At 44.8% G+C, this 18,572-nt stretch carries 20 protein-coding genes; 10 read left to right on the forward strand and 10 right to left on the reverse strand.

Features of this window, described 5'->3' with window-relative positions:
• Positions 1–33: 33 nt before the first annotated feature.
• The 4 genes from F0251_RS01010 to F0251_RS01025 all read left to right on the forward strand — a co-directional run bounded on the left by F0251_RS01010 (position 34) and on the right by F0251_RS01025 (position 3,614).
• A complete protein-coding gene (locus F0251_RS01010; protein ID WP_105059248.1) occupies positions 34–969 on the forward strand; it encodes a LysR family transcriptional regulator in 936 nt (311 codons plus the stop codon).
• 181 nt (positions 970–1,150) lie between these two features.
• Positions 1,151–1,528 (forward strand): lactoylglutathione lyase, encoded by a 378-nt coding sequence (gloA, locus tag F0251_RS01015; RefSeq protein WP_171730135.1) that lies wholly within the window; start codon positions 1,151–1,153, stop codon positions 1,526–1,528.
• A 14-nt stretch (positions 1,529–1,542) separates the two neighbouring features.
• The gene (locus F0251_RS01020; RefSeq protein ID WP_171730136.1) at positions 1,543–2,640 is read left to right on the forward strand and encodes an alkene reductase; all 1,098 of its coding nucleotides are present in this window, start codon (positions 1,543–1,545) and stop codon (positions 2,638–2,640) included.
• 110 nt (positions 2,641–2,750) lie between these two features.
• Positions 2,751–3,614 carry a DMT family transporter gene (locus tag F0251_RS01025; protein ID WP_008221696.1) on the forward strand — a complete coding sequence of 288 codons (864 nt, stop codon included), beginning with the start codon at positions 2,751–2,753 and terminating at the stop codon, positions 3,612–3,614.
• A gap of 71 nt (positions 3,615–3,685) precedes the next feature.
• On the opposite strand, the gene F0251_RS01030 is transcribed toward F0251_RS01025, so the two are convergent.
• Complete coding sequence (locus F0251_RS01030; RefSeq protein WP_004741927.1) at positions 3,686–4,114, reverse strand: MarR family winged helix-turn-helix transcriptional regulator; 429 nt, start codon at positions 4,112–4,114, stop codon at positions 3,686–3,688.
• An 18-nt stretch (positions 4,115–4,132) separates the two neighbouring features.
• Positions 4,133–4,774, reverse strand: a complete 642-nt coding sequence (locus tag F0251_RS01035) for a cytochrome b/b6 domain-containing protein (protein ID WP_171730137.1) — start codon at positions 4,772–4,774, stop codon at positions 4,133–4,135.
• A gap of 149 nt (positions 4,775–4,923) precedes the next feature.
• On the opposite strand from F0251_RS01035, the gene F0251_RS01040 reads away from it, so the two are divergent.
• Positions 4,924–5,346, forward strand: coding sequence for a cytochrome c (locus tag F0251_RS01040; protein ID WP_171730138.1), 423 nt, complete (start codon positions 4,924–4,926; stop codon positions 5,344–5,346).
• Positions 5,347–5,453: 107 nt separating this feature from the next.
• Here the strand turns inward: F0251_RS01040 and F0251_RS01045 are convergent, their stop codons facing one another.
• The 5 genes from F0251_RS01045 to F0251_RS01065 form a co-directional block, all read right to left on the reverse strand.
• Entirely contained in the window at positions 5,454–6,596 is a 1,143-nt protein-coding gene (locus F0251_RS01045) for a BamA/TamA family outer membrane protein (RefSeq protein WP_171730139.1), read from the reverse strand.
• Positions 6,597–6,791: 195 nt separating this feature from the next.
• A complete protein-coding gene (locus F0251_RS01050) occupies positions 6,792–7,286 on the reverse strand; it encodes a peptidylprolyl isomerase (protein WP_171730140.1) in 495 nt (164 codons plus the stop codon).
• A 210-nt stretch (positions 7,287–7,496) separates the two neighbouring features.
• Positions 7,497–8,096, reverse strand: coding sequence for a thiol:disulfide interchange protein DsbA/DsbL (locus F0251_RS01055; protein ID WP_061031804.1), 600 nt, complete (start codon positions 8,094–8,096; stop codon positions 7,497–7,499).
• A gap of 86 nt (positions 8,097–8,182) precedes the next feature.
• Entirely contained in the window at positions 8,183–8,515 is a 333-nt protein-coding gene (locus tag F0251_RS01060; protein ID WP_171730141.1) for a hypothetical protein, read from the reverse strand.
• Between the two features lie 148 nt (positions 8,516–8,663).
• The gene (locus tag F0251_RS01065; RefSeq protein ID WP_061031803.1) at positions 8,664–9,275 is read right to left on the reverse strand and encodes a TetR/AcrR family transcriptional regulator; all 612 of its coding nucleotides are present in this window, start codon (positions 9,273–9,275) and stop codon (positions 8,664–8,666) included.
• Positions 9,276–9,442: 167 nt separating this feature from the next.
• On the opposite strand from F0251_RS01065, the gene F0251_RS01070 reads away from it, so the two are divergent.
• Positions 9,443–10,429: a glycosyl transferase family protein gene (locus F0251_RS01070; protein ID WP_171730142.1), complete on the forward strand. Its 987-nt coding sequence runs from the start codon at positions 9,443–9,445 to the stop codon at positions 10,427–10,429.
• A gap of 91 nt (positions 10,430–10,520) precedes the next feature.
• On the opposite strand, the gene F0251_RS01075 is transcribed toward F0251_RS01070, so the two are convergent.
• A complete protein-coding gene (locus F0251_RS01075) occupies positions 10,521–10,793 on the reverse strand; it encodes a hypothetical protein (protein ID WP_061031801.1) in 273 nt (90 codons plus the stop codon).
• Between the two features lie 128 nt (positions 10,794–10,921).
• On the reverse strand, positions 10,922–11,155 hold the full coding sequence (locus tag F0251_RS01080) for a hypothetical protein (RefSeq protein WP_061031800.1): 234 nt from the start codon (positions 11,153–11,155) through the stop codon (positions 10,922–10,924).
• A 304-nt stretch (positions 11,156–11,459) separates the two neighbouring features.
• On the opposite strand from F0251_RS01080, the gene F0251_RS01085 reads away from it, so the two are divergent.
• The 4 genes from F0251_RS01085 (at position 11,460) to udp (ending at position 17,035) form a co-directional block, all read left to right on the forward strand.
• Complete coding sequence (locus F0251_RS01085) at positions 11,460–11,876, forward strand: CBS domain-containing protein (protein WP_008221675.1); 417 nt, start codon at positions 11,460–11,462, stop codon at positions 11,874–11,876.
• A gap of 144 nt (positions 11,877–12,020) precedes the next feature.
• Positions 12,021–13,484: an MATE family efflux transporter gene (locus F0251_RS01090; RefSeq protein ID WP_008221673.1), complete on the forward strand. Its 1,464-nt coding sequence runs from the start codon at positions 12,021–12,023 to the stop codon at positions 13,482–13,484.
• A 165-nt stretch (positions 13,485–13,649) separates the two neighbouring features.
• Positions 13,650–15,995, forward strand: a complete 2,346-nt coding sequence (locus F0251_RS01095; RefSeq protein WP_171730143.1) for a zinc/cadmium/mercury/lead-transporting ATPase — start codon at positions 13,650–13,652, stop codon at positions 15,993–15,995.
• A 281-nt stretch (positions 15,996–16,276) separates the two neighbouring features.
• Positions 16,277–17,035 carry a uridine phosphorylase gene (gene udp / locus F0251_RS01100; RefSeq protein WP_017632176.1) on the forward strand — a complete coding sequence of 253 codons (759 nt, stop codon included), beginning with the start codon at positions 16,277–16,279 and terminating at the stop codon, positions 17,033–17,035.
• A 188-nt stretch (positions 17,036–17,223) separates the two neighbouring features.
• Here udp and F0251_RS01105 read toward each other — a convergent pair whose 3' ends face one another.
• Entirely contained in the window at positions 17,224–18,390 is a 1,167-nt protein-coding gene (locus F0251_RS01105; protein WP_061031798.1) for a DUF1887 family protein, read from the reverse strand.
• Between the last annotated feature and the right edge of the window lie 182 nt (positions 18,391–18,572).

Genomic DNA, 18,572 nt, shown 5'->3' on the forward strand with positions numbered 1-18,572 from the left:
TAATTCAATCTATCGCCTATTGAGTAAAGAATCATGAGTAATGACATTCCGAACTTTAACTTGTTAGCTGTATTTTCTGCGGTGATGGAGCAGGGCAGTTTGAGCAAAGCAGCCGATCACTTGAATACCAACCAATCGACAATAAGTACCTCCTTGGCGCGGTTGAAGAAGGAAGTTGATCAAGAGTTGTTTGTGCGCAAGGGACGGGGAGTGGTCCCAACTGCTTATTCGCAAAGCCTGTACGAGAAGATCAAAGCACCGATACAAGAACTCAACGGCGTTTTCCAAGGCATGGCATCGTTTGACGAAATGACGGCGGAGCGCAAGTTCGCGGTGTCGATTCCAGAGCACTTACAATGGTTACTGTTGAATCGGTTCTTGGAATTACCAAACCAAGGCCTTTCGTTAGAGGTGTATGATCAAGCGGATTCGGACGATCAAGTACATGAAGATCTGCTGACGCAAAAGTTTGATGCGATGATCGATATCGTATTGCCAGAACACCCGAGCACGGTGAGTGAGAAGCTATACGAGAGTGAGGTAGTGATCATCTGCCGAAACGGTCACCCTAGAATCAAAGGTGAGCTCACGCTTGATCAATACTTGAGTGAGAAGCATGCCGTGCTTGATCGAACGCGCCGACAAGTGAGAAGCCTCAATCACTACACATCACTGGATTTGTCTCAGCGGAAGATCATGATCCATGGCAGTTCTCTGTTCAGCAATTTATTACTGTGCAGTCAATCCGATTGCATTACAGTAGCCCCCCTTTCTATGGCGATTCAGTTCAAAGAGCGCCTCGATTTACAAATTTTCAAGCCTCCTTTTGATTGTGAGCCTATTCCTCATCACCTGATCTGGCTAAAAAAACAGAATAATGATCCCGCGCATAAGTGGCTCCGAGAACAGGTTATTAATACGGTAGATGAGATGTCAAAGGAGTTGAACAGCTGGAAGGCTTCATACTAGCGTTACTTGCAACTTTGATATTTTCTTCAGATTAATCCTTTATAACAAAAAATTATCATATTGAGAATTTATGATAATTTCCTTTATTTGTAGCCAACTCGTATATTGACCCCATCAGGTAAGTGGATGGTCTCCACTTCAATTATATCGGCCTGCGTCACTGGGCTAAAAAGGGCGAAATATGAAATTCCTACACACAATGATCCGAGTTACTGATTTAGACAAGTCTATCGAGTTCTACACCAAGGTATTGGGAATGAAGGAACTTGAACGTCATGAAAACAAAGACTACCGCTACACATTGGTTTTTGTTGGCTACGAGCAAGGCGGCACGACTATCGAGTTAACGCATAACTGGGATACCAATGAGTATGAAATGGGCAACGCATTTGGCCATTTAGCATTGGGTGTGGAAGATATTTACGCAGCATGTGACCAGATTAAGTCGCTAGGTGGCAACGTGACTCGTGAAGCGGGCCCAGTAAAAGGTGGTTCAACGCACATCGCATTTATTACTGACCCAGATGGCTACCAAATCGAACTGATTCAACTAGGTTAATCGAGGAAATGACAATGACAAATGCACTATTTCAACCAATTCAACTTGGTAATATCGAGCTTAAAAACCGTATTGTTATGCCTCCGATGACACGCTCTCGTGCAACGCAACCTGGTAACTCAGCAAACGATATGATGGCGACTTACTACGCTCAACGCGCGACTGCAGGTCTGATTATTGCTGAAGGTACACAAATCTCACCAATGGGTCAGGGCTATGCTTGGACACCTGGTATTTATTCTGATGAGCAGATCGCTGGCTGGAAAAAGGTAACGGACGCGGTACATGAAAAAGACGGTGTAATCTTCGCTCAGCTTTGGCACGTAGGCCGTGTTACACACCCAGACAATATTGGCGGTGAGCAGCCTATTTCATCTTCTGCATTGAAAGCAGAAAATGTAAAAGTATTCATCGATAACGGTACTGATGAACCGGGTTTTGTAGACGTTGTTGAACCTCGAGAGATGACCAAAGAAGACATCAAACAAGTGGTTGAACAGTACCGTCAAGCGGCACTTAATGCGATCGAAGCTGGCTTTGATGGTATTGAACTTCACGCGGCAAATGGCTACCTGATTAACCAGTTCATCGACTCAGAAGCAAACAACCGTACTGACGAATACGGTGGCTCTATCGAGAACCGCCTACGCTTCTTAGGTGAAGTGGTTGAAGCTATGGTTGAAGCGATTGGTGCTGAGCGTGTTGGTGTTCGTCTTGCACCGTTTACCTCATTGAACGGTACGGTTGATGCAACGCCAGTTGAAACGTACACAGCGGCAGCAGCGCTACTTAACCTATACAAGATTGTTTACTTACACATCGCAGAAGTTGACTGGGACGATGCACCAGAAACGCCAAAAGCGTTTAAAGCAGCTGTTCGTGAAGCTTATGATGGTGTACTGATTTACGCAGGTAAATATGACAGCGAGCGTGGTGAAAAAGCTGTGGCTGAAGGTGTAACGGACATGGTTGGTTTTGGTCGTCCATTCGTTGCTAACCCTGATTTACCAGCTCGTATTCAAAATGGTTACCCGCTAGCGGCGCACGATCCAAATACACTGTTTGGTGGTGCTGAAAAAGGCTTAACAGACTACCCAGCATACGCAGGCTAAAAACAGCTGCTTGAAGCAGAGTATTGAGATAGTATCTTGATCCTGTTGAATGTTTATAAAAAGCAACCTGGCAGAGTCGGGTTGCTTTTTTCGTTATTGGACCGAATAAAATGATGAACGTGAAAGCGATGCGTGGGGAATTGTATCTCCTATTTGCCACCCTGTTAGCCGGGGTCGGATGGATTGCATCTAAGCTGGTGGTATTAGAAATGCCAGGACCAGTGTTCATTGGTGTGCGGTTTGTTGTGGCAAGCCTGATTCTACTTCCGTTTTGTATTCACCATATTCGCAAGCTCTCTTTTAAGCAGATTCTATCTCTTTGCGGAGTGGGTTTACTGCTATCGGCTTCATTACAGGTGTGGGTATTTGCGGTTTCGGTGACAGAGACTTTATCTGAAGGGGCATTCATCATGAGCCTCGCGATGATCATTGCGCCATTTGTCTCTTGGGTGCTGTTTCGAGTCAAACCTAATCGCGCCTTTTGGATGTCATTTCCGATTGCGATAATTGGTATGTTGTTGCTCACTTTGACCAACGGTTGGCATGTCGAACAAAGTCAGCTCTATTTCTTATTGGCTTCTATGTTGCTGTCCATTCACTTTGTAATGAATAAGCGTGTGATCACCAACATTAAGCCCATCGCGTCAATCTGTGTGCAGCTATTTATTGTGGGTGTGAGCGGTTTAGCGTTCGCTTCAATGACGGTTCAACCTGAGTTCGAGATTACTAAAACCTTGGTTTTCTGGTTTATTGTTTCAGCGGTTGTGGCGACTTCTATTCGTTACTTATTGCAAACGGTAGGGCAGCACTCTGTGAATATGGAAGTGGCGGCGCTGATCATGATTCTAGAGCCGGTTTGGACACTATTACTCAGCGTGAGTATGTTGGGTGAAACCGTTGAGATGCAAAAGCTATTGGGTGGAGCGGTGATCATTGCGTCCCTGTTTTGCTACATTAAGTGGTCACGAAAATAAGAAAACCCTCGCCTGTGGCGAGGGTCTATTGAACTAGGGTACTGAGTGGTCGTTGCTGAGTTAGCTCCAAGCTAAATAGCCGCGACCATTTTCTTAAGCAAGCCGATCATCTGTTGCTGCTCATCAGCATCTAATGCGCTCATCAACTCTTTGTTTACGCGAGCGGGTACTGGAATGATATCTTTTTCTAGCTCCTTGCCCTTTTCTGTAAGATAAATTCGGAAAGAGCGACGGCTGTTTGGATCCGCTCTTCGTTCGACAAGATCAAGCTTTTCCAATTTATCTAATGTGCGTGTTGTTGTTGAATTTTCTACTTTTGACTTCGCGGCGATATCACGTTGTGTCAGTCCTTCTTCTTCCCAAAGGCACATCAAGGTCGGCCATAATGCGATGGTCAGTCCATACTTTTTCAATTCTACATCGAAATCTTTGCTCGCCTTATTAGCGACGACATTTACTAACCAACCAAAGCTATTTGGTCTGTCAAATTCTTCTGGCATTGCTTGTTACCTAACTCTTTATGACATAACAACTATTGTCATCGTAACTAATACCGATGCAATTAGCACCAACAATGCTTTGCTATTTGATGAAAAAGCTAATTGAGTGCCACTTTCGAAACTTTCCACTGACGGGCTGTGGTTCTGTTTGCCTGTGATCATGGCTAACACCAGTGGTTTTGAACGTAGCTTGTAAGTCATGATTGCCAATAGGTGCAGAACGACGCAGACCACTAACATACGCGCTGCAATACTGTGCACCACACCTGAAACCTCAAATACGCCATCGGTAAGAACGAGTTCCGAGCCCGGGATCGCATCAAAGAAACCTGCAATAACAAGGCCTGTAATACATTGGATGAACAAGGTGGTGATCATACCGATGACCATCCAAGCACCTAATGGATTATGCCCTGGCTTTGGCTGGATTTTCCCTCGTAAATATTGGAAAGCAGAGCGAGGAGAGCTAACAAATTGTGAGAATCGGCTCGTGTCACTTCCAATGAACCCCCAAATCAATCGCCATAAAATTAGGCTAAACAGTGCGAGCCCAAGATAAACATGTGGGCCATTGCCACTAAAACCTGATGCCGCTAAGCCAATGAATAGTAGTGCTTGTAACCAGTGATACAGTCGAGTTGGTAGATCCCAAATTTTCATAGTTCATTTCCCAGTTGTCATTTACGAAGTGAGATTAATTTACACAACAATAGTTGCGCACGCAACTATTGTTGTGTAAATTAAATGCATCCCATCGATTCGAATTGAAAGATCAGCAAATAAATCAACCAATAAACAGGAGTGACACTATGAAAAAACTGACTATCGCTTTACTTATCGCAGTGCCAATGAGCACTATTGCCGCAACTGAAGCGGTCGACAATCGCCAACAAGCTTTTAGCTCAATAGAAAAGCTCAACAAGCAAGTATCTTCAGAATTAGGGAATCGAAATACAGATTGGCAAAAGGTTGAGGGATTAAGTGATAACTTGGTAGAGCACGGACTCATTCTCACCAACAGTTTTGCTGTGAGTGATAAAGGCGGTAAAGCGAAAGACGCGGTATGGAGTAAGCCTGAGAAATTCAATCAACTGATGTTACAGATGAATCAAGGTTTTATTGAGTTACAGCAAGCCAGTCTTGAGCAGGACAAAAGCAACGCTGAGCGGGGTTTAGACTCGGCCAATAATACATGCCGAGCTTGTCACCGTACTTATCGCTCTCGTTGGTAGGTTTTATTTGAGGTTTTACAAACAGAAAGCCTGTACGGATCGAGTCGTGACAGGCTTGGGGAAATAATTGGTTAGATATAATGGCTTTAAAAAGGCCACAGCTTGGGCTAGATATTTTCACCTAAGCTAAAGTAGGCCAGTACTTCATTTTCGTTGTTATAGGTGAAATCCATTCGCACATTGATACGCTCTTGGCGCATTAAACGATAGCGTAACCCGAGACCAACCATAGTCAGAAGGTCACCATCGTCAAAGCTATGATAAGGGTCGGTTGGATTCAGCCTTTCACCAAATACCTTGCCTACACCCGTTAAACCTACCACCGCAACGTTGTTCAAAAAGTTAATGGACGAGCCGGAAATCGAGTAGCGATATTCCATCTCAAGATTGGTCATGTGCGAAGCAATGTGATCACCCGCGACGAAACCACGTTGAACATTTCGCCCTTGTCGGCCATAGGTGCTGTACGCACTGCTTGGAGCATTTTCAGCATCCAGTAGATAGCGAGTCACCCAGCGACTTGCGATGATGTGATTGTCATCGTGCGTTAAGCTGTAGAACAGTCGGTAATCAGAAAAGAGCGAAGAGTAGGCCGCATCTTTGTCATTACCAAGCCACTCGCCATGGTCTTCATAGGTCAGCTCGAATAGAAAGCCATGATAAGGGTAGTAGTAGTGCTCTCGCTCATCCCACAAGAAAGAGAACTTTGCTCCTGTGTCGGCTTGGTACTCTTCACTAAACCCGGTGAGTTTGAGTAAAAGTTTGTCACGCGGTGTATCGGCAAGATAACGGGCGGTGGAGTAGTCTAAACCCATCCCAAGATAGATGCTGTCGTAGACTTTGAAATAGAAATCACCATCGAACGTGTACTCTTGGTGGTTAGTATCGACCAAATCGACCAAGGTAATGTTGGTACTAGAGAAGCCCATTTCACCGCTAAATCGAATTGAATCCCCTTGCAATAAGAGTTCAGCATTGCCTTTGATGTAATAGCTATCATTCTGCGTATAAGTCAGCGTCGCAGATAACGTTGATGCGTTCTTTGATTCGCCGTCAGCGTAGAAGTTATAGATAGGAACGACGGAAATGCCTGTATCTACACTTGGATCGTAAAAGGGAATAGCAATGACACGAAATTGGTCATCCAGTTCAGGTTCTTGTGATTCTCGATTATCAACCTCGAAAGCTGAACTTGAGAAACTGGCAACAGAAGAAAAGAGCGCTGTTGTCCACAAAGAGAGTCGAGTCATGGTTAGAGTTACGTCCAATGTAAGTTGATCGCAATGCTGGAGAAGCTTGCAGATCAGGAGCATAACACGTCATTGAGACTGATGAATAGCGAGGATATGGTTGATTATATAAATATACCGTACACCAATAAGTACAGTTGATAGTTATAAATGGCGAGACTGAGTCTCACCATTTGTTGCAGTTTTCGGTGCGACTTATTCGTTGATCGTGACTTTTGTAATCACAATATCTTCACAAGGTACATCTTCGTGACCCCAGCGAATTGTCGTTGGCTCAGCTGCAATCTTATTTACTACATCCATACCTGCCGATACTTTACCGAATACTGCGTAACCCCAACCTGCGTTCGTAGTCGAGGTGTGATCCAGGAAGTCGTTGTCATCAAGGTTGATAAAGAACTGTGCCGTAGCAGAATGTGGTGCATCAGTACGTGCCATCGCCACAGAACCAATCACGTTCTTTAGGCCACGGTTTGCTTCATTTACGATAGGCGCACGTGTTGGTTTTTCTGTCATGTCGATAGTGTGACCACCACCTTGAATCATGAAACCTTCAATAACACGATGAAATGTCGTGCCTTCGTAGAAACCGTCTTGGCAGTATTTAAGGAAGTTATTCGACGTTACTGGTGCTTTTTCAAGGTTCAGTTCAATTTCAATGTCGCCAAAGTTGGTAGTCAGAGTGATCATAAAGGTCCCAATATTTGAGTGCTAAGGGTTTGGAGTACGAGTATTTTCAGTACAACAACATAGTCGATGACTTAATAAAGTGCAGTATATGAAAAATTGCTGCGGATGCCAGAGAACAATAGCGCGAGTCTTTAATTTACATGCGCTCTGAGCGCCGATAGAGATAAAAAAGCCAGTGATGAGTTCACTGGCTTGGAGATGAAACGTGACTTAGAGCGTTAGCAGATAGTTAACGAGCTGGTTGTACTCTTCGTAGCTTTTGATTTGGTCCGGCTTTACGATGTACTTGTTATTGACCAGTACACCAGGAACGCCGGTTAGCGTGCTCGCATCAAATTGCTGATCAAAGCGTTTCTGCATCGAGTTAACCGCAAAGCTGTTGTATGCCGCGTCAAACTTCTTAGCATCGACACCGTTATCAATGAAGACTTGGCGTAGTTCAGCCTCGTCGCGTGGTGTCTTTTGTTTCTCATGGATCTGAGCGAACATAGCAGGAACCATGCTCTCTTCAGCATCCAGCGCAATCATTGTTGCGTAAGCTTTGGCCATCGGCACAGCCATATTGTTACCCATAAAAGCGACGTGAACTTTTTGGAAGTTTGCTGTTTCCGGTAGGTCTTCTTTTAGGTACTTAATTACCCCTTCGAATTTGTAACAGTGTGGGCAGTAGAAAGAGAAAAATTCAGTCACAACTGGCTTTTCTGCTTTTGCTACATCAAGGATCTTGTAGTGAGTGCCTTCTTCAAACTGAGCGGCGTTGATTGAAGCGCTCATAATTAGAGCAGCAAAAAGGCTAAATAGTTTTTTCATGTGTTTATTTCCTAAATTTGGATGTCGTTAAGCACAGCAAAACTGCTGTTTTTGGGTGGCATGGATTGCCAATTTGGGACAAACGATTAAGAAATAGGGGGGCGATAAGGTGCTTGAGGCGCAATAATCGCTTTGTGTGAAGGCTCTTTTTCAATGAGAGCCAAAGAGGCAATTTGAGTATCGAAGGACTCAGACACAATCAATGGTGGCATTTTCAACAAGCAGACTGAGCCACAACAATGATGTTCAATGTTAGCTTGGCCGATTGGCTGTGAATGCGAGATACTGTTTGACGGCGTTGATAGATGTTGAGATGCCACGATATTGTTACCCGCAATGCTATCCACACTGATGGTGGCCATTAACATCGCAAGCAGCATAAAAACGTGTACCCAAATTTTGCTTATCAACTTTGGCATGAAATAGTGGTCTTTGTATCTGAACAACGGCTGAAATAAATCAGATTCTGCAACTGGCAAACCGCTCAGCCACGAAACGAGCAAATCATACCTCACTCGTTTGTCTATCTCTAATTAAAACCCGGCAAAACTTAGCAGGGCTCAACTTTTATTTGGCCTGATACTGTTTGAGAAACATCTCAACCGTTGAGTTCACGATGATGTGCTTGTGCTGTGTGTCGGGAGAAGGGGCATGACCAATGATCTGCGGCCAAAAAGCGAACGACTTAATGAGTGCAATGAATTGAGTTGAAGCAAACAGAGGGTCGAGCTCGACTAAGCGACCGTCGGCCTGCGCAGCTTTTATCCAAGTCGTCAGTCCACTCTCTGCTTGAGAGTATTTCTCCATTGCTTGGCTCGCAAGTTCCGCATTATGGAAGTACTCAGAGAAGAGCACGCGAGATAAGTCGATAAAGCCTTCAGACTCTAACAGCTCTAGTTCTTGATTCGCGATTGATGCGAGTTGTTGTTCAAGAGGCAGCTCAGCTTGATAAGGGAAATGGGTGGCGGCGAGCGTTTTACTCCAAATACTGTCTAGTATTTCCTCGAGAAGCAGCTCTTTACTGGCAAAGTGGTTGTAGACGGTGCGTTTAGATACTTCTGCTCGGCTCGATATTTTATCCATACTGGTGGCCTTATAACCGTGCTCAGTAAATTCTGCGATAGCAGCGGCAACGATCGATTCTCGTTTTCTTTGGCTCAGTGTTTTCTTTACAGTCATTTGGGTACTACTCAATATGTCGCGGTTAGCATTGCATACGTTAATTTTACACCACGAAGTTTACTTTTAGAACTCCCACTATGGTTTTGGTAATTGGAGTGTTAGCAACTGAATCGCTATGCAATGTAACGTGGGTGTCATAGAATCAAAGACGTATTCGAATTTTATTGATATCAACGGAAGAGAATAAACAATCAATGAGTAGTATTTTAGAGTGTATTCGTACAGTTGGACGAGGCGAAAGAGGGCGTAAGCCTTTATCGTTCGAACAAGCCTACCGCATCATGGATGAGTATTTAAGCGGACAGGTCGGTGACGACCAGATGGCTATGCTACTGATGCTAATTCGTGTGCAGAACGAAACCAATGAAGAAATTGCTGGCTTTGTTAAAGCGTTTCAATCTCGAGTGCCAGATTTAGGGGCAGATATTGATTGGCCGTGTTATGCCGGTAAGCGCAATGAAAGCGCTAGTGGTAAGCCTTGGAACTTGCTGGCGGCTAAGATCTTGGCGGATAACGGCTACAAGGTATTAATGCACGGTTACATGGATAAGCCGAGCGGTAGAACGCACGTAGAAAGCCATTTGCAAGATGTCGGTGTGCAATGTGCTGATAACCCTGAACATGCTAAGTCGATCCTTGAGCAAGATGGCATTGCTTATTTGCCGTTGGCTAATTTTGCTCCTGAAGCGCAAACCATGATTGGTTGGAAGCATCGTTATGGGTTGAGGACGCCGATCAATACGGTGGTTCGAGCACTGAACCCTGGTGGTGGCCGTTTAGGTTTACGTGGTAGCTTCCACCCTGGCTTCCCACAGCTTCATGCTGAAGTTGAGCATGTGATTGGCAACAAATCTCATTCGGTTGTCTCTTTCAAAGGAATGAACGGTGAGTCGGAATACAATCCTAAAGTGAGTCAAACGGTATGGATGAGCTCTCCTGATAAAGTTGAGTCTTTTTATTGGGAAGAGATGATGAACTCAGATCTGCCACTGCCGAGTGAATGTGTACTCGGGACGCCGGCTGAAGAGATGACGTTGATGGCAAACACAGTGGTCGATAGTATGACAGCAATTTTGTTTGCGGAGACGCATGACAAAACTGAGGCCTACCAAAAAGCCGTACGCCTATGGCATGAGTACTGTGCACGTTAGTTGAAAGACTATAGAGCTTGTAAGAGAAGGTCAGCGATTGCTGGCCTTTTTTTGTATCGGGTGTTTCGGTTAAATGCTCAGGACAGAACGACTACTTAACTCGCATCAGCCGGTGCATTTTGTCTTCGAATTGAATCTCGATAACTTGCGATATCTTCATTTTATCAACACGATCGAGCATCTTGGTTTGATAGTCGCGTTTTTTCATCCACTCTAGTGGCTCTTTAAAGCCATCCTCATTGATGACAAATGATTGGTCAGTAATCGAATTTTCAAAGATATGAACCACCCAAATGCGGGACTGAAAATCCAGCAATGCACTGAAGTAAGTTTTGATCTTGGAGGTGGCGGTGGATAAAGACATACGAGACCGAATAAAGAGGAGAACGTGTTGTTTATCAAGTATACCGTTTGTTGCTAAAGCTTGTCAGTCTGAATTCGGCAACCACTCGAACATGGCTGCCGTATAGCGAAGGGGTAGTGTGTGAGTTGTTACTTGAGGAACATGCCGAAATCGATTTCTTGCTCTTTTTGGTATTTGACGAGCTTCACTCTCAAGTTGTGTTGCGCCGCCATATCAATCGCTAAGCTCGACATGCTTTTTATCTCTTGTACACAGCGAGAAATGAGTGGCTTCTGTTGGTTATCAACCGTTGCAATCAGTGTGGTTTCTGTACCGTCGTGATGAGTATAAACATACGCGTACATGGTGTTGTCGTGTTGCATAAACGTCCTAAATCGGGCTTTTCTAATTATTAGTGTGATGAAGGTTACAGGGTTTATCTATTCAAGCCACTATGGCTGAGTAAGGTTAAGCAAGAGAAAGTAAGACTTTGTAAGGGCTCTTTTTTTACTTTTTTTGGATGTTTGAAAGTGCGCTCAACCCTTTATCTGCCTTGCTTTTTTGTCTTGTTAGGTTTTGCCTATCAATAAAATTGCTGAAATCCATTTAGTAAAATCAAGATTTTAGACAACAATTAAATGAAAGAAGCAGATAAAAACATGACGCAAAGTATTTAGGGAGAACGCTATGCATTCAATTAAAGTGAAAGATTACATGACGCAGCAGGTTGTGACATTCACTCCTGATATGCCGTTAAGTCTAGCGTTAGACAAAGTGATGAGCAGTCATCACATGGGGGGACCAGTTATTGATGACAATGAACAAGTGATTGGTTTCCTTTCTGAGCAAGATTTATTAGAGAAGCTAGTTAAGGTTAGCTATTTCTGCCAAGACACACATATTGTTGGTGATTGTATGTACCAAGAGGTGCTATCAGTCGCACCAGACTTATCCATTATCGAATTGGCAGATATGATGCAAGTAGGCAAACCGAAAGCTTACCCTGTCATCGACAATCAGAAACTGGTCGGCATTATCACTCGAACCGATGTTTTAAGAGCAATCGGCAAGAACTTAGATGAATGTTTCCAACATCCTGTATAGTAGCGTGTTAAGAACGATTATTTTTCTCAACACCCTGAAATAAAAAAGGCGCACTAGCGCCTTTTTCTTCGTGGAGTTTTTCTAATTAGACCTGTTTGTCGGTCTATAGGTTTAGCCTGTGGTGTTTCAGCTTTTGGAGGTTTCATGTCAAACCAAACTGCAAAGTTTGTAGAAGGCTCAACGATGCGCCACATCTTGGTGATGTCGGGAGCAGGCTCAGTCGGCTTGATGGCATTGTTTGTGGTCGACCTGCTCGATATGCTGTTTATCAGTATGCTAGGTCAGGTTGAACTGGCTGCTGCGGTTGGTTTTGCTGGCACACTCACTTTCTTTTCTACTTCTGTGTCGATTGGTACTTCCATTGCTATGGGGGCGTTGGTTTCAAAAGCGATAGGCTCAAAAAATAGAGACCAAGCTAGAAACCTCAGCACTAGCATTATGCTAACCGCGTTTGTCATTAGCTCAACCGTCACTGCTGTTATGTACGCTTATATCCCAGAGTTATTGGCAGCCATTGGTGCGAAAGGCTTAGCCGCTGAGCGCGCACAAGCGTATTTGCAGATTTTGTTACCGAGTGGCCCGTTTTTAGCGCTTGCGATGGCGGCCGGTGCTGGCCTAAGAGCTGCGGGTGATGCCAAACGCTCTATGTGGGCGACATTATCGGGAGGGATCGTAAATGCGATCTTAGATCCTCTGTTTATTTTTGGCTTTGGTTGGAACATTGAAGGGGCGGCTATCGCCTCTGTGGTGGCGCGTTTTTCGGTTCTGTTCTTCTCACTTTATCCTTTGATTCGCAGTCACGAGCTGGTGGCTCCACCATCATTTGTGCAGTGGCGCATCAATATCCGTCCAATCTTAGCAATCGCAATCCCTGCGATCATTACTAACACCGCGACACCTATCGGCAATGCCATTGTCACGACAGGTATTGCACAATATGGTGAAGACTTCGTTGCGGGTTTTGCGGTGATTGGTCGTTTAACGCCGGTGTGTTTTGCGGTAATTTTTGCCTTGTCTGGCGCGGTAGGGCCAATTATTGGTCAGAACTTTGGTGCCGAGAGAATGGACAGAGTAAAAGAGACGCTCAATAACTCTCTATTTGTAACCACTGTGTACACCATTGTGGTTTGTGTCCTGTTGTACTTCCTACAAGATCTCGTGATTCATGGCTTTAGTCTGCAAGGGGACGCGGCGATCATTGTTGCTGCTTTCTGTACCTATGTGGCCATTACTTTCATCTTTAACGGCGCACTGTTTGTCGCGAACACCTCGTTTAATAACCTAGGTAAGCCGCTGTATTCGACCGCTCTGAATTTAGGTAAGGCGACACTTGGTACCTTGCCTTTCGTATATTTAGGTTCTCAATGGTATGGCGCGTTAGGCGTTCTTTACGGACAAGCGCTGGGTAATATTCTGTTTGGCTTGTTGGGTGTTTTAGTACTTCGTTACCACATCTCTGAATTGATGCAGGGATCTAATGTCGAGCCAGTTGAAGATGACGTGTCTATCGTAAGTTTGAATACACAGCCTTTCTGTTCTCATGATGCAGTGCTGATTGATGATGTTTCAGCGAACAGAGAAGAGTGTGCCGAACTGAAGCCTCAATAATAGTGACTTACTTGGTCGAGACTGTTAAATAAATTGTATTAACCGAAAACTTCTTCTTGACCTTGGAGCTACCTCCAAGGTTTATACTTTCGATGAACTTGGGGTTGGTTACTTTAATGACTGAGTAGCCACTCCAAGGGTATTGGAATATTAAGGAGATACATTATGTGCGCAAAACACGCAGCGTGCCGCTCAGTAAAAGTGGACGTTCAACCACAAGCAGCCGCAACAAGCTGCTCTAGCCCTAAAATTTCAAGCATTACTGCAGCTGGTACATCATCAGCATGTTGCAGCTCTTCTTCAACGACAGTCGCGTCATCGGGTGATGGCTGTTGTAGTTCAGACAGTGGAGAAGAAGACAGTCAGTCCTCAACGATAACGAACGATGCCCAATTTTCTAAAAGTTGGTTGGTTTCCGGAATGGACTGTCCAGCTTGTGCCAGAAAAATAGAAAAAGCGATCAGTAATATCGACGGTGTAATTCAAGCGAAGGTGCTCTTTGCTACCGAAAAACTGGTTGTGAAATATAACAATGAAAGTCTTGCTGACACCATCGAACAAGTCTCTATCAACACTGGCTTCCCGTTAACGGAAGTGGGTTCTAAGAAAGAAAAGCAACAACCAGAGACATTTTGGCAAGCGCATATCCAACCTAATTTACAGATCATAGCGATAGCCGCTGCGATGCTGTTCGCGGCGTTACTGAAAAGCTCAGCGCCTCAATTAAGTGAAGGTTTATTCATCGCGACCTGTCTACTTGGACTGTATCCGGTCGCTAAGAAAGCCGTTCAGCTCGCTCGCTCGGGAACTCCTTTCGCGATAGAAACCTTAATGAGTGTGGCTGCACTGGGGGCGCTATACCTTGGCGAGACCGCAGAAGCGGCAATGGTATTACTTCTTTTCTTAATTGGTGAACGCTTAGAGGCTTTTGCTTCTTCAAGAGCAAGAAGCGGCGTTCAAGCGCTAATGGCGTTAGTGCCTGAGAATGCGACCAAGATTATTAACGGTGAACGTGTTGAAGTAGCAGTAAGCGAATTGGTACCTGGCGATGTGATTGAAGTAGCTGCGGGTTCTCGCTTACCAGCAGATGGTCAGTTGATTACCGATGCTGCGAGTTTTGACGAAAGTGCGTTGACTGGCGAGTCTGTGCCTGTCGAGCACACTCAAGGTAATAGCATCATGGCTGGTGCTGTGGTAGTCGATAAAGTGGTACGCATTACGATTACCTCGAAACAAGGTGAGAACGCTATTGACCGTATTCTTCACCTGATTGAAGAGGCGGAATCGCGTAAAGCGCCATTGGAACGTTTCCTTGATAAGTTCAGTCGTTGGTACACACCATTGATGATGGTGGTCGCTTTGCTTGTCATCATCACGCCACCATTATTATTTGCTCAACCGTGGGAAACATGGGTGTACCGTGGTCTAGCACTACTGTTAATCGCGTGCCCTTGTGCCCTTGTTATTTCAACACCTGCGGCGATCACTTCTGGTTTGGCTGCGGCAGCAAAACGCGGCGCGCTAATTAAAGGCGGTGCAGCACTTGAGCAGCTTGGTAAGATCGAAACCATTGCTTTCGATAAAACAGGCACACTGACTGAAGGTAAGCCTCAGGTGACTGATATTGAGCCACTAGCAGGTTGGCAGAAAGATGCGATGCTTCGTGTGGTTGGCGCTATTGAGGTTGGCTCTACTCACCCATTAGCAAAATCGCTGGTGGCAAAAGTTGAAGAATTAGGCATTGATATTCCAGAGTCTCACAACAAGAAAGCGCTGATTGGTAGTGGCGTGGAAGGTGACGTCGATGGTGTGAAATATCGAGTGCTTGCGCCATCTAAGCTTAATTTCGCTTTGGATGCACAGGTATCTAAGCAAATCGAATCGCTAGAAGATGAAGGTAAAACCGTCGTTGTTGCATTAGAGGTTAAAGATTCTGAGCAAGCTGCCAATGCGATTGGCTTGATTGCATGGCAAGACACATTACGCAGTGATGCGAAGTTAGCGATTGAGCGCCTTAATGGTCTCGGCATTCAATCCATTATGCTGACAGGGGACAACCCGCGCAGTGCTGCAGCGATCAGTGGCAAAGTTGGCATGCAGTACAAAGCGAGCCTGCTTCCAAGTGATAAGGTGTCTTATGTACAAGAGTTGTCTCAACAATCGCATGTAGCCATGGTTGGAGATGGCATCAACGATGCGCCCGCGATGAAAACCGCGCATGTCGGTATCGCAATGGGCGGGGGCACAGACGTTGCTCTGGAAACTGCTGATTCAGCACTGACTCATAACCGTCTAACTGAATTACCAGCAATGATTGAGCTGTCGCAAGCGACCATCAATAATATCCGTCAAAACGTCGCTCTGGCTCTTGGCTTGAAAGGTGTGTTCTTAGTGACGAGTTTGTTTGGTATTACGGGGTTATGGGTAGCGGTTCTGGCGGACAGCGGTGCAACAGCACTGGTGACATTGAACGCATTACGCTTACTACGATTCAAGTCTAAATCTGATTAAATCTAACGCTCTTATATAAAGTTGCCTACTGTATAAACGCCTTTAGCGGTAATACGTTAAAGGCGTTTTTTGTCTCATTAGTATGCAACACAGGTGCTTACATTGCTTATTTTTGTGATGCCAATCGGTTTTTCGTGAAACTTGAAATCTTGTTGCGATCATTCATGTGACGGGTGTCACTTCATTTTGTGGTGAGCTTGGTTAGAGTGTGTTCGTACCCCACGAATTTACTATGAGCTTAAATAAGGGTAAAAAGCCCAATAAGCCAAAAGGAGCGAACTATGTCTCAAGCTGTTTTCCATTTAGGTGTTACTGAAGCAGATCTTAACGGTGCTACTCTTGCGATCATTCCAGGTGATCCTGCTCGTGTACAAAAAATTGCAGAAGAGATGGAGAACCCAGTATTTCTTGCTAGCCATCGTGAATACACACTTTACCGCGCAGAACTAGACGGTAAGCCAGTGGTTGTATGTTCAACAGGTATCGGTGGTCCATCTACCTCTATCGCTGTAGAAGAGCTAGCTCAATTGGGTGTTCGCACTTTCCTACGTGTTGGTACTACTGGTGCTATCCAACCTCACGTAAATGTGGGTGACATGATTGTTTCTACTGGTTCTGTTCGTCTAGACGGCGCTAGCCTACACTTTGCTCCAATGGAGTTCCCAGCAGTTGCTGACTTCGAAGTGGCAACAGCAATGAAAGCGGCAGTTGAAGAATCAGGTGCAGCCGTTCACATGGGCGTAACTGCTTCAAGTGATACGTTCTACCCAGGTCAAGAGCGTTACGACACGTTCTCAGGTCGCGTAGTTAAGCGTTTCCAAGGTTCTATGCAAGAGTGGCAAGACATGGGCGTTCTAAACTTCGAAATGGAATCTGCAACGCTGCTAACTATGTGTGCAAGTTCTGGTCTGAAAGCGGGTTGTGTTGCTGGTGTAATCATCAACCGTACTCAAAAAGAGACGCCTGATCACGATACACTAAAAGTAACAGAAGCACGCTCAATCAAAGTGGTTGTAGAAGCTGCTCGTAAAATGCTTTAAGTAGCAAAAGTGCTTTAAGTCTTAATCTGACAGCAAATTTTGAAAATGGCCGCATCGATTGATGCGGCCATTTTTTATTTACTCGTTAAGTGACAGAGAGAAAACAGATAAGAAAAAGGCGAGTCACTAAATAGCGATTCGCCTTTGTTATATCTATTTAAGAGAAGCTTGCTCTTAAATGTTTCTTTTTAGCACTCTTGGTCTTCGTTACCGCCAGCAGCCGTAAACCAAGCAGTTAGGTGCGTTTTAAGATCTTTCAATTCATCTGGGCCGATCAGAGCAAGGCCAAGATCTTCTGCGCGTGTTATGTCGTTATGACGAAGAGGGCGGAAGCTCACTAGCATTGCACGAGCTTGTAGGCCACCCAGAAGGTCTCTTAGTGACTCCAGTTTGTATAACGTGTCATCACCGTCATCACGCATGCCTTTCGTCTTACATTCGATGATGTGCAGTTTATTGTTCACCACAGATGCCACATCTAGCTCATTTCGAACTTCACGCTCGCCGAGTTGGCGGTATACCTGAACATTCAAAGAGCGGTCTTGAATGGTTGGCATGTCATCTTGGATCTGTTTGACGGTGCTGTGAACCAGAGTTTCAAGCCATTCACCATTTGAGAAGCGTCGTGCGTCTTCATTAGCGAAAGTTAAAATACCATTGTCGTAAGTGGCAATCTTAGCTTCAACTAAATCACTCAATAGCATGTTTAGTTCACGATAGCCTTGCTGTTTTTCGGATAACTCAACATCCAGCTTCTGCTCTTTACGACAAGTGGTTGCAAGGTAGTTCAGTGTCGCTAGGCCAGGACCTAATTCAAGTGCGTTACTTGCCCAACGTTCACCTAGCTCATAAAGCTTTTGGTCTAGTTGCGGAGGCAATTGCACGTCGCTGAACTCACCACGAGCGCCAAATACCGTGAGGTAATCGTCGATAGTGATGCGGTCTTGAACTTGCGCGTCTTCTTTGCCGTTCGGGTAAAGCCAGCATAGTTTGTCACTATTTGGTTCTACAACGAAGATAGGCCAGTGGTAAGTTCGGAACACTTCGTAGACTGAAAGTAGACGGTGACGTAGACCACAACTTGCGTTGAGTTTCACTTCTTGCCCACGTGCTTTTAAATCTTCAGCGAGGTTTTGAATGGATTCTTTAATCACGGACGTGTTTACGATCGTAGGAATTTCAAAAAACTCACTGGTAATGTCGCGCTTTTGTAAAACGCTGTCTAAGCGTTGATACATATCGACTTGATTTTTGTCGCCGATGAACACGATGTGTGTGCTGACCGTACGGTTATCAAGCAGTGGGGTAAGCAAGCGAATGGGGTCTTGATCGATAATGCCAACATGAACAGCCATATAAATTCCTTAATAGCGGCTCGCTCATAAAGGTGAAAGAAAAACGGGAAGCAGCAAGCCTTAATAACCATATAATGACAAAGCTCATAAAAAACAAGGGCAACTCTTGATAAAAGTTGCCCTTGTTCAAATAGTTACCACTATTGGGTAAGAAGTCCCAACAATCTCACCAAATATCTATG

The sequence above is a fragment of the Vibrio sp. 070316B genome (assembly GCF_013114115.1).
In the GTDB taxonomy this organism is placed as follows: Bacteria; Pseudomonadota; Gammaproteobacteria; order Enterobacterales; family Vibrionaceae; genus Vibrio; species Vibrio chagasii_B.

Excerpts from the sequence above, each read along its gene's own strand:
- F0251_RS01030 (WP_004741927.1), bottom strand. The coding sequence starts at position 4,114 with ATGCCAGAAGAATTTGACAGACCAAATAGCTTTGGTTGGTTAGTAAAT.
- F0251_RS01060 (WP_171730141.1), bottom strand. The coding sequence starts at position 8,515 with ATGCCAAAGTTGATAAGCAAAATTTGGGTACACGTTTTTATGCTGCTT.
- F0251_RS01055 (WP_061031804.1), bottom strand. The coding sequence starts at position 8,096 with ATGAAAAAACTATTTAGCCTTTTTGCTGCTCTAATTATGAGCGCTTCA.
- F0251_RS01050 (WP_171730140.1), bottom strand. The coding sequence starts at position 7,286 with ATGATCACTCTGACTACCAACTTTGGCGACATTGAAATTGAACTGAAC.
- F0251_RS01065 (WP_061031803.1), bottom strand. The coding sequence starts at position 9,275 with ATGACTGTAAAGAAAACACTGAGCCAAAGAAAACGAGAATCGATCGTT.
- F0251_RS01085 (WP_008221675.1), top strand. The coding sequence starts at position 11,460 with ATGCATTCAATTAAAGTGAAAGATTACATGACGCAGCAGGTTGTGACA.
- F0251_RS01080 (WP_061031800.1), bottom strand. The coding sequence starts at position 11,155 with ATGCAACACGACAACACCATGTACGCGTATGTTTATACTCATCACGAC.
- gloA (WP_171730135.1), top strand. The coding sequence starts at position 1,151 with ATGAAATTCCTACACACAATGATCCGAGTTACTGATTTAGACAAGTCT.
- udp (WP_017632176.1), top strand. The coding sequence starts at position 16,277 with ATGTCTCAAGCTGTTTTCCATTTAGGTGTTACTGAAGCAGATCTTAAC.
- F0251_RS01025 (WP_008221696.1), top strand. The coding sequence starts at position 2,751 with ATGATGAACGTGAAAGCGATGCGTGGGGAATTGTATCTCCTATTTGCC.
- F0251_RS01105 (WP_061031798.1), bottom strand. The coding sequence starts at position 18,390 with ATGGCTGTTCATGTTGGCATTATCGATCAAGACCCCATTCGCTTGCTT.
- F0251_RS01095 (WP_171730143.1), top strand. The coding sequence starts at position 13,650 with ATGTGCGCAAAACACGCAGCGTGCCGCTCAGTAAAAGTGGACGTTCAA.
- F0251_RS01035 (WP_171730137.1), bottom strand. The coding sequence starts at position 4,774 with ATGAAAATTTGGGATCTACCAACTCGACTGTATCACTGGTTACAAGCA.
- F0251_RS01010 (WP_105059248.1), top strand. The coding sequence starts at position 34 with ATGAGTAATGACATTCCGAACTTTAACTTGTTAGCTGTATTTTCTGCG.
- F0251_RS01040 (WP_171730138.1), top strand. The coding sequence starts at position 4,924 with ATGAAAAAACTGACTATCGCTTTACTTATCGCAGTGCCAATGAGCACT.
- F0251_RS01090 (WP_008221673.1), top strand. The coding sequence starts at position 12,021 with ATGTCAAACCAAACTGCAAAGTTTGTAGAAGGCTCAACGATGCGCCAC.
- F0251_RS01020 (WP_171730136.1), top strand. The coding sequence starts at position 1,543 with ATGACAAATGCACTATTTCAACCAATTCAACTTGGTAATATCGAGCTT.
- F0251_RS01075 (WP_061031801.1), bottom strand. The coding sequence starts at position 10,793 with ATGTCTTTATCCACCGCCACCTCCAAGATCAAAACTTACTTCAGTGCA.
- F0251_RS01045 (WP_171730139.1), bottom strand. The coding sequence starts at position 6,596 with ATGACTCGACTCTCTTTGTGGACAACAGCGCTCTTTTCTTCTGTTGCC.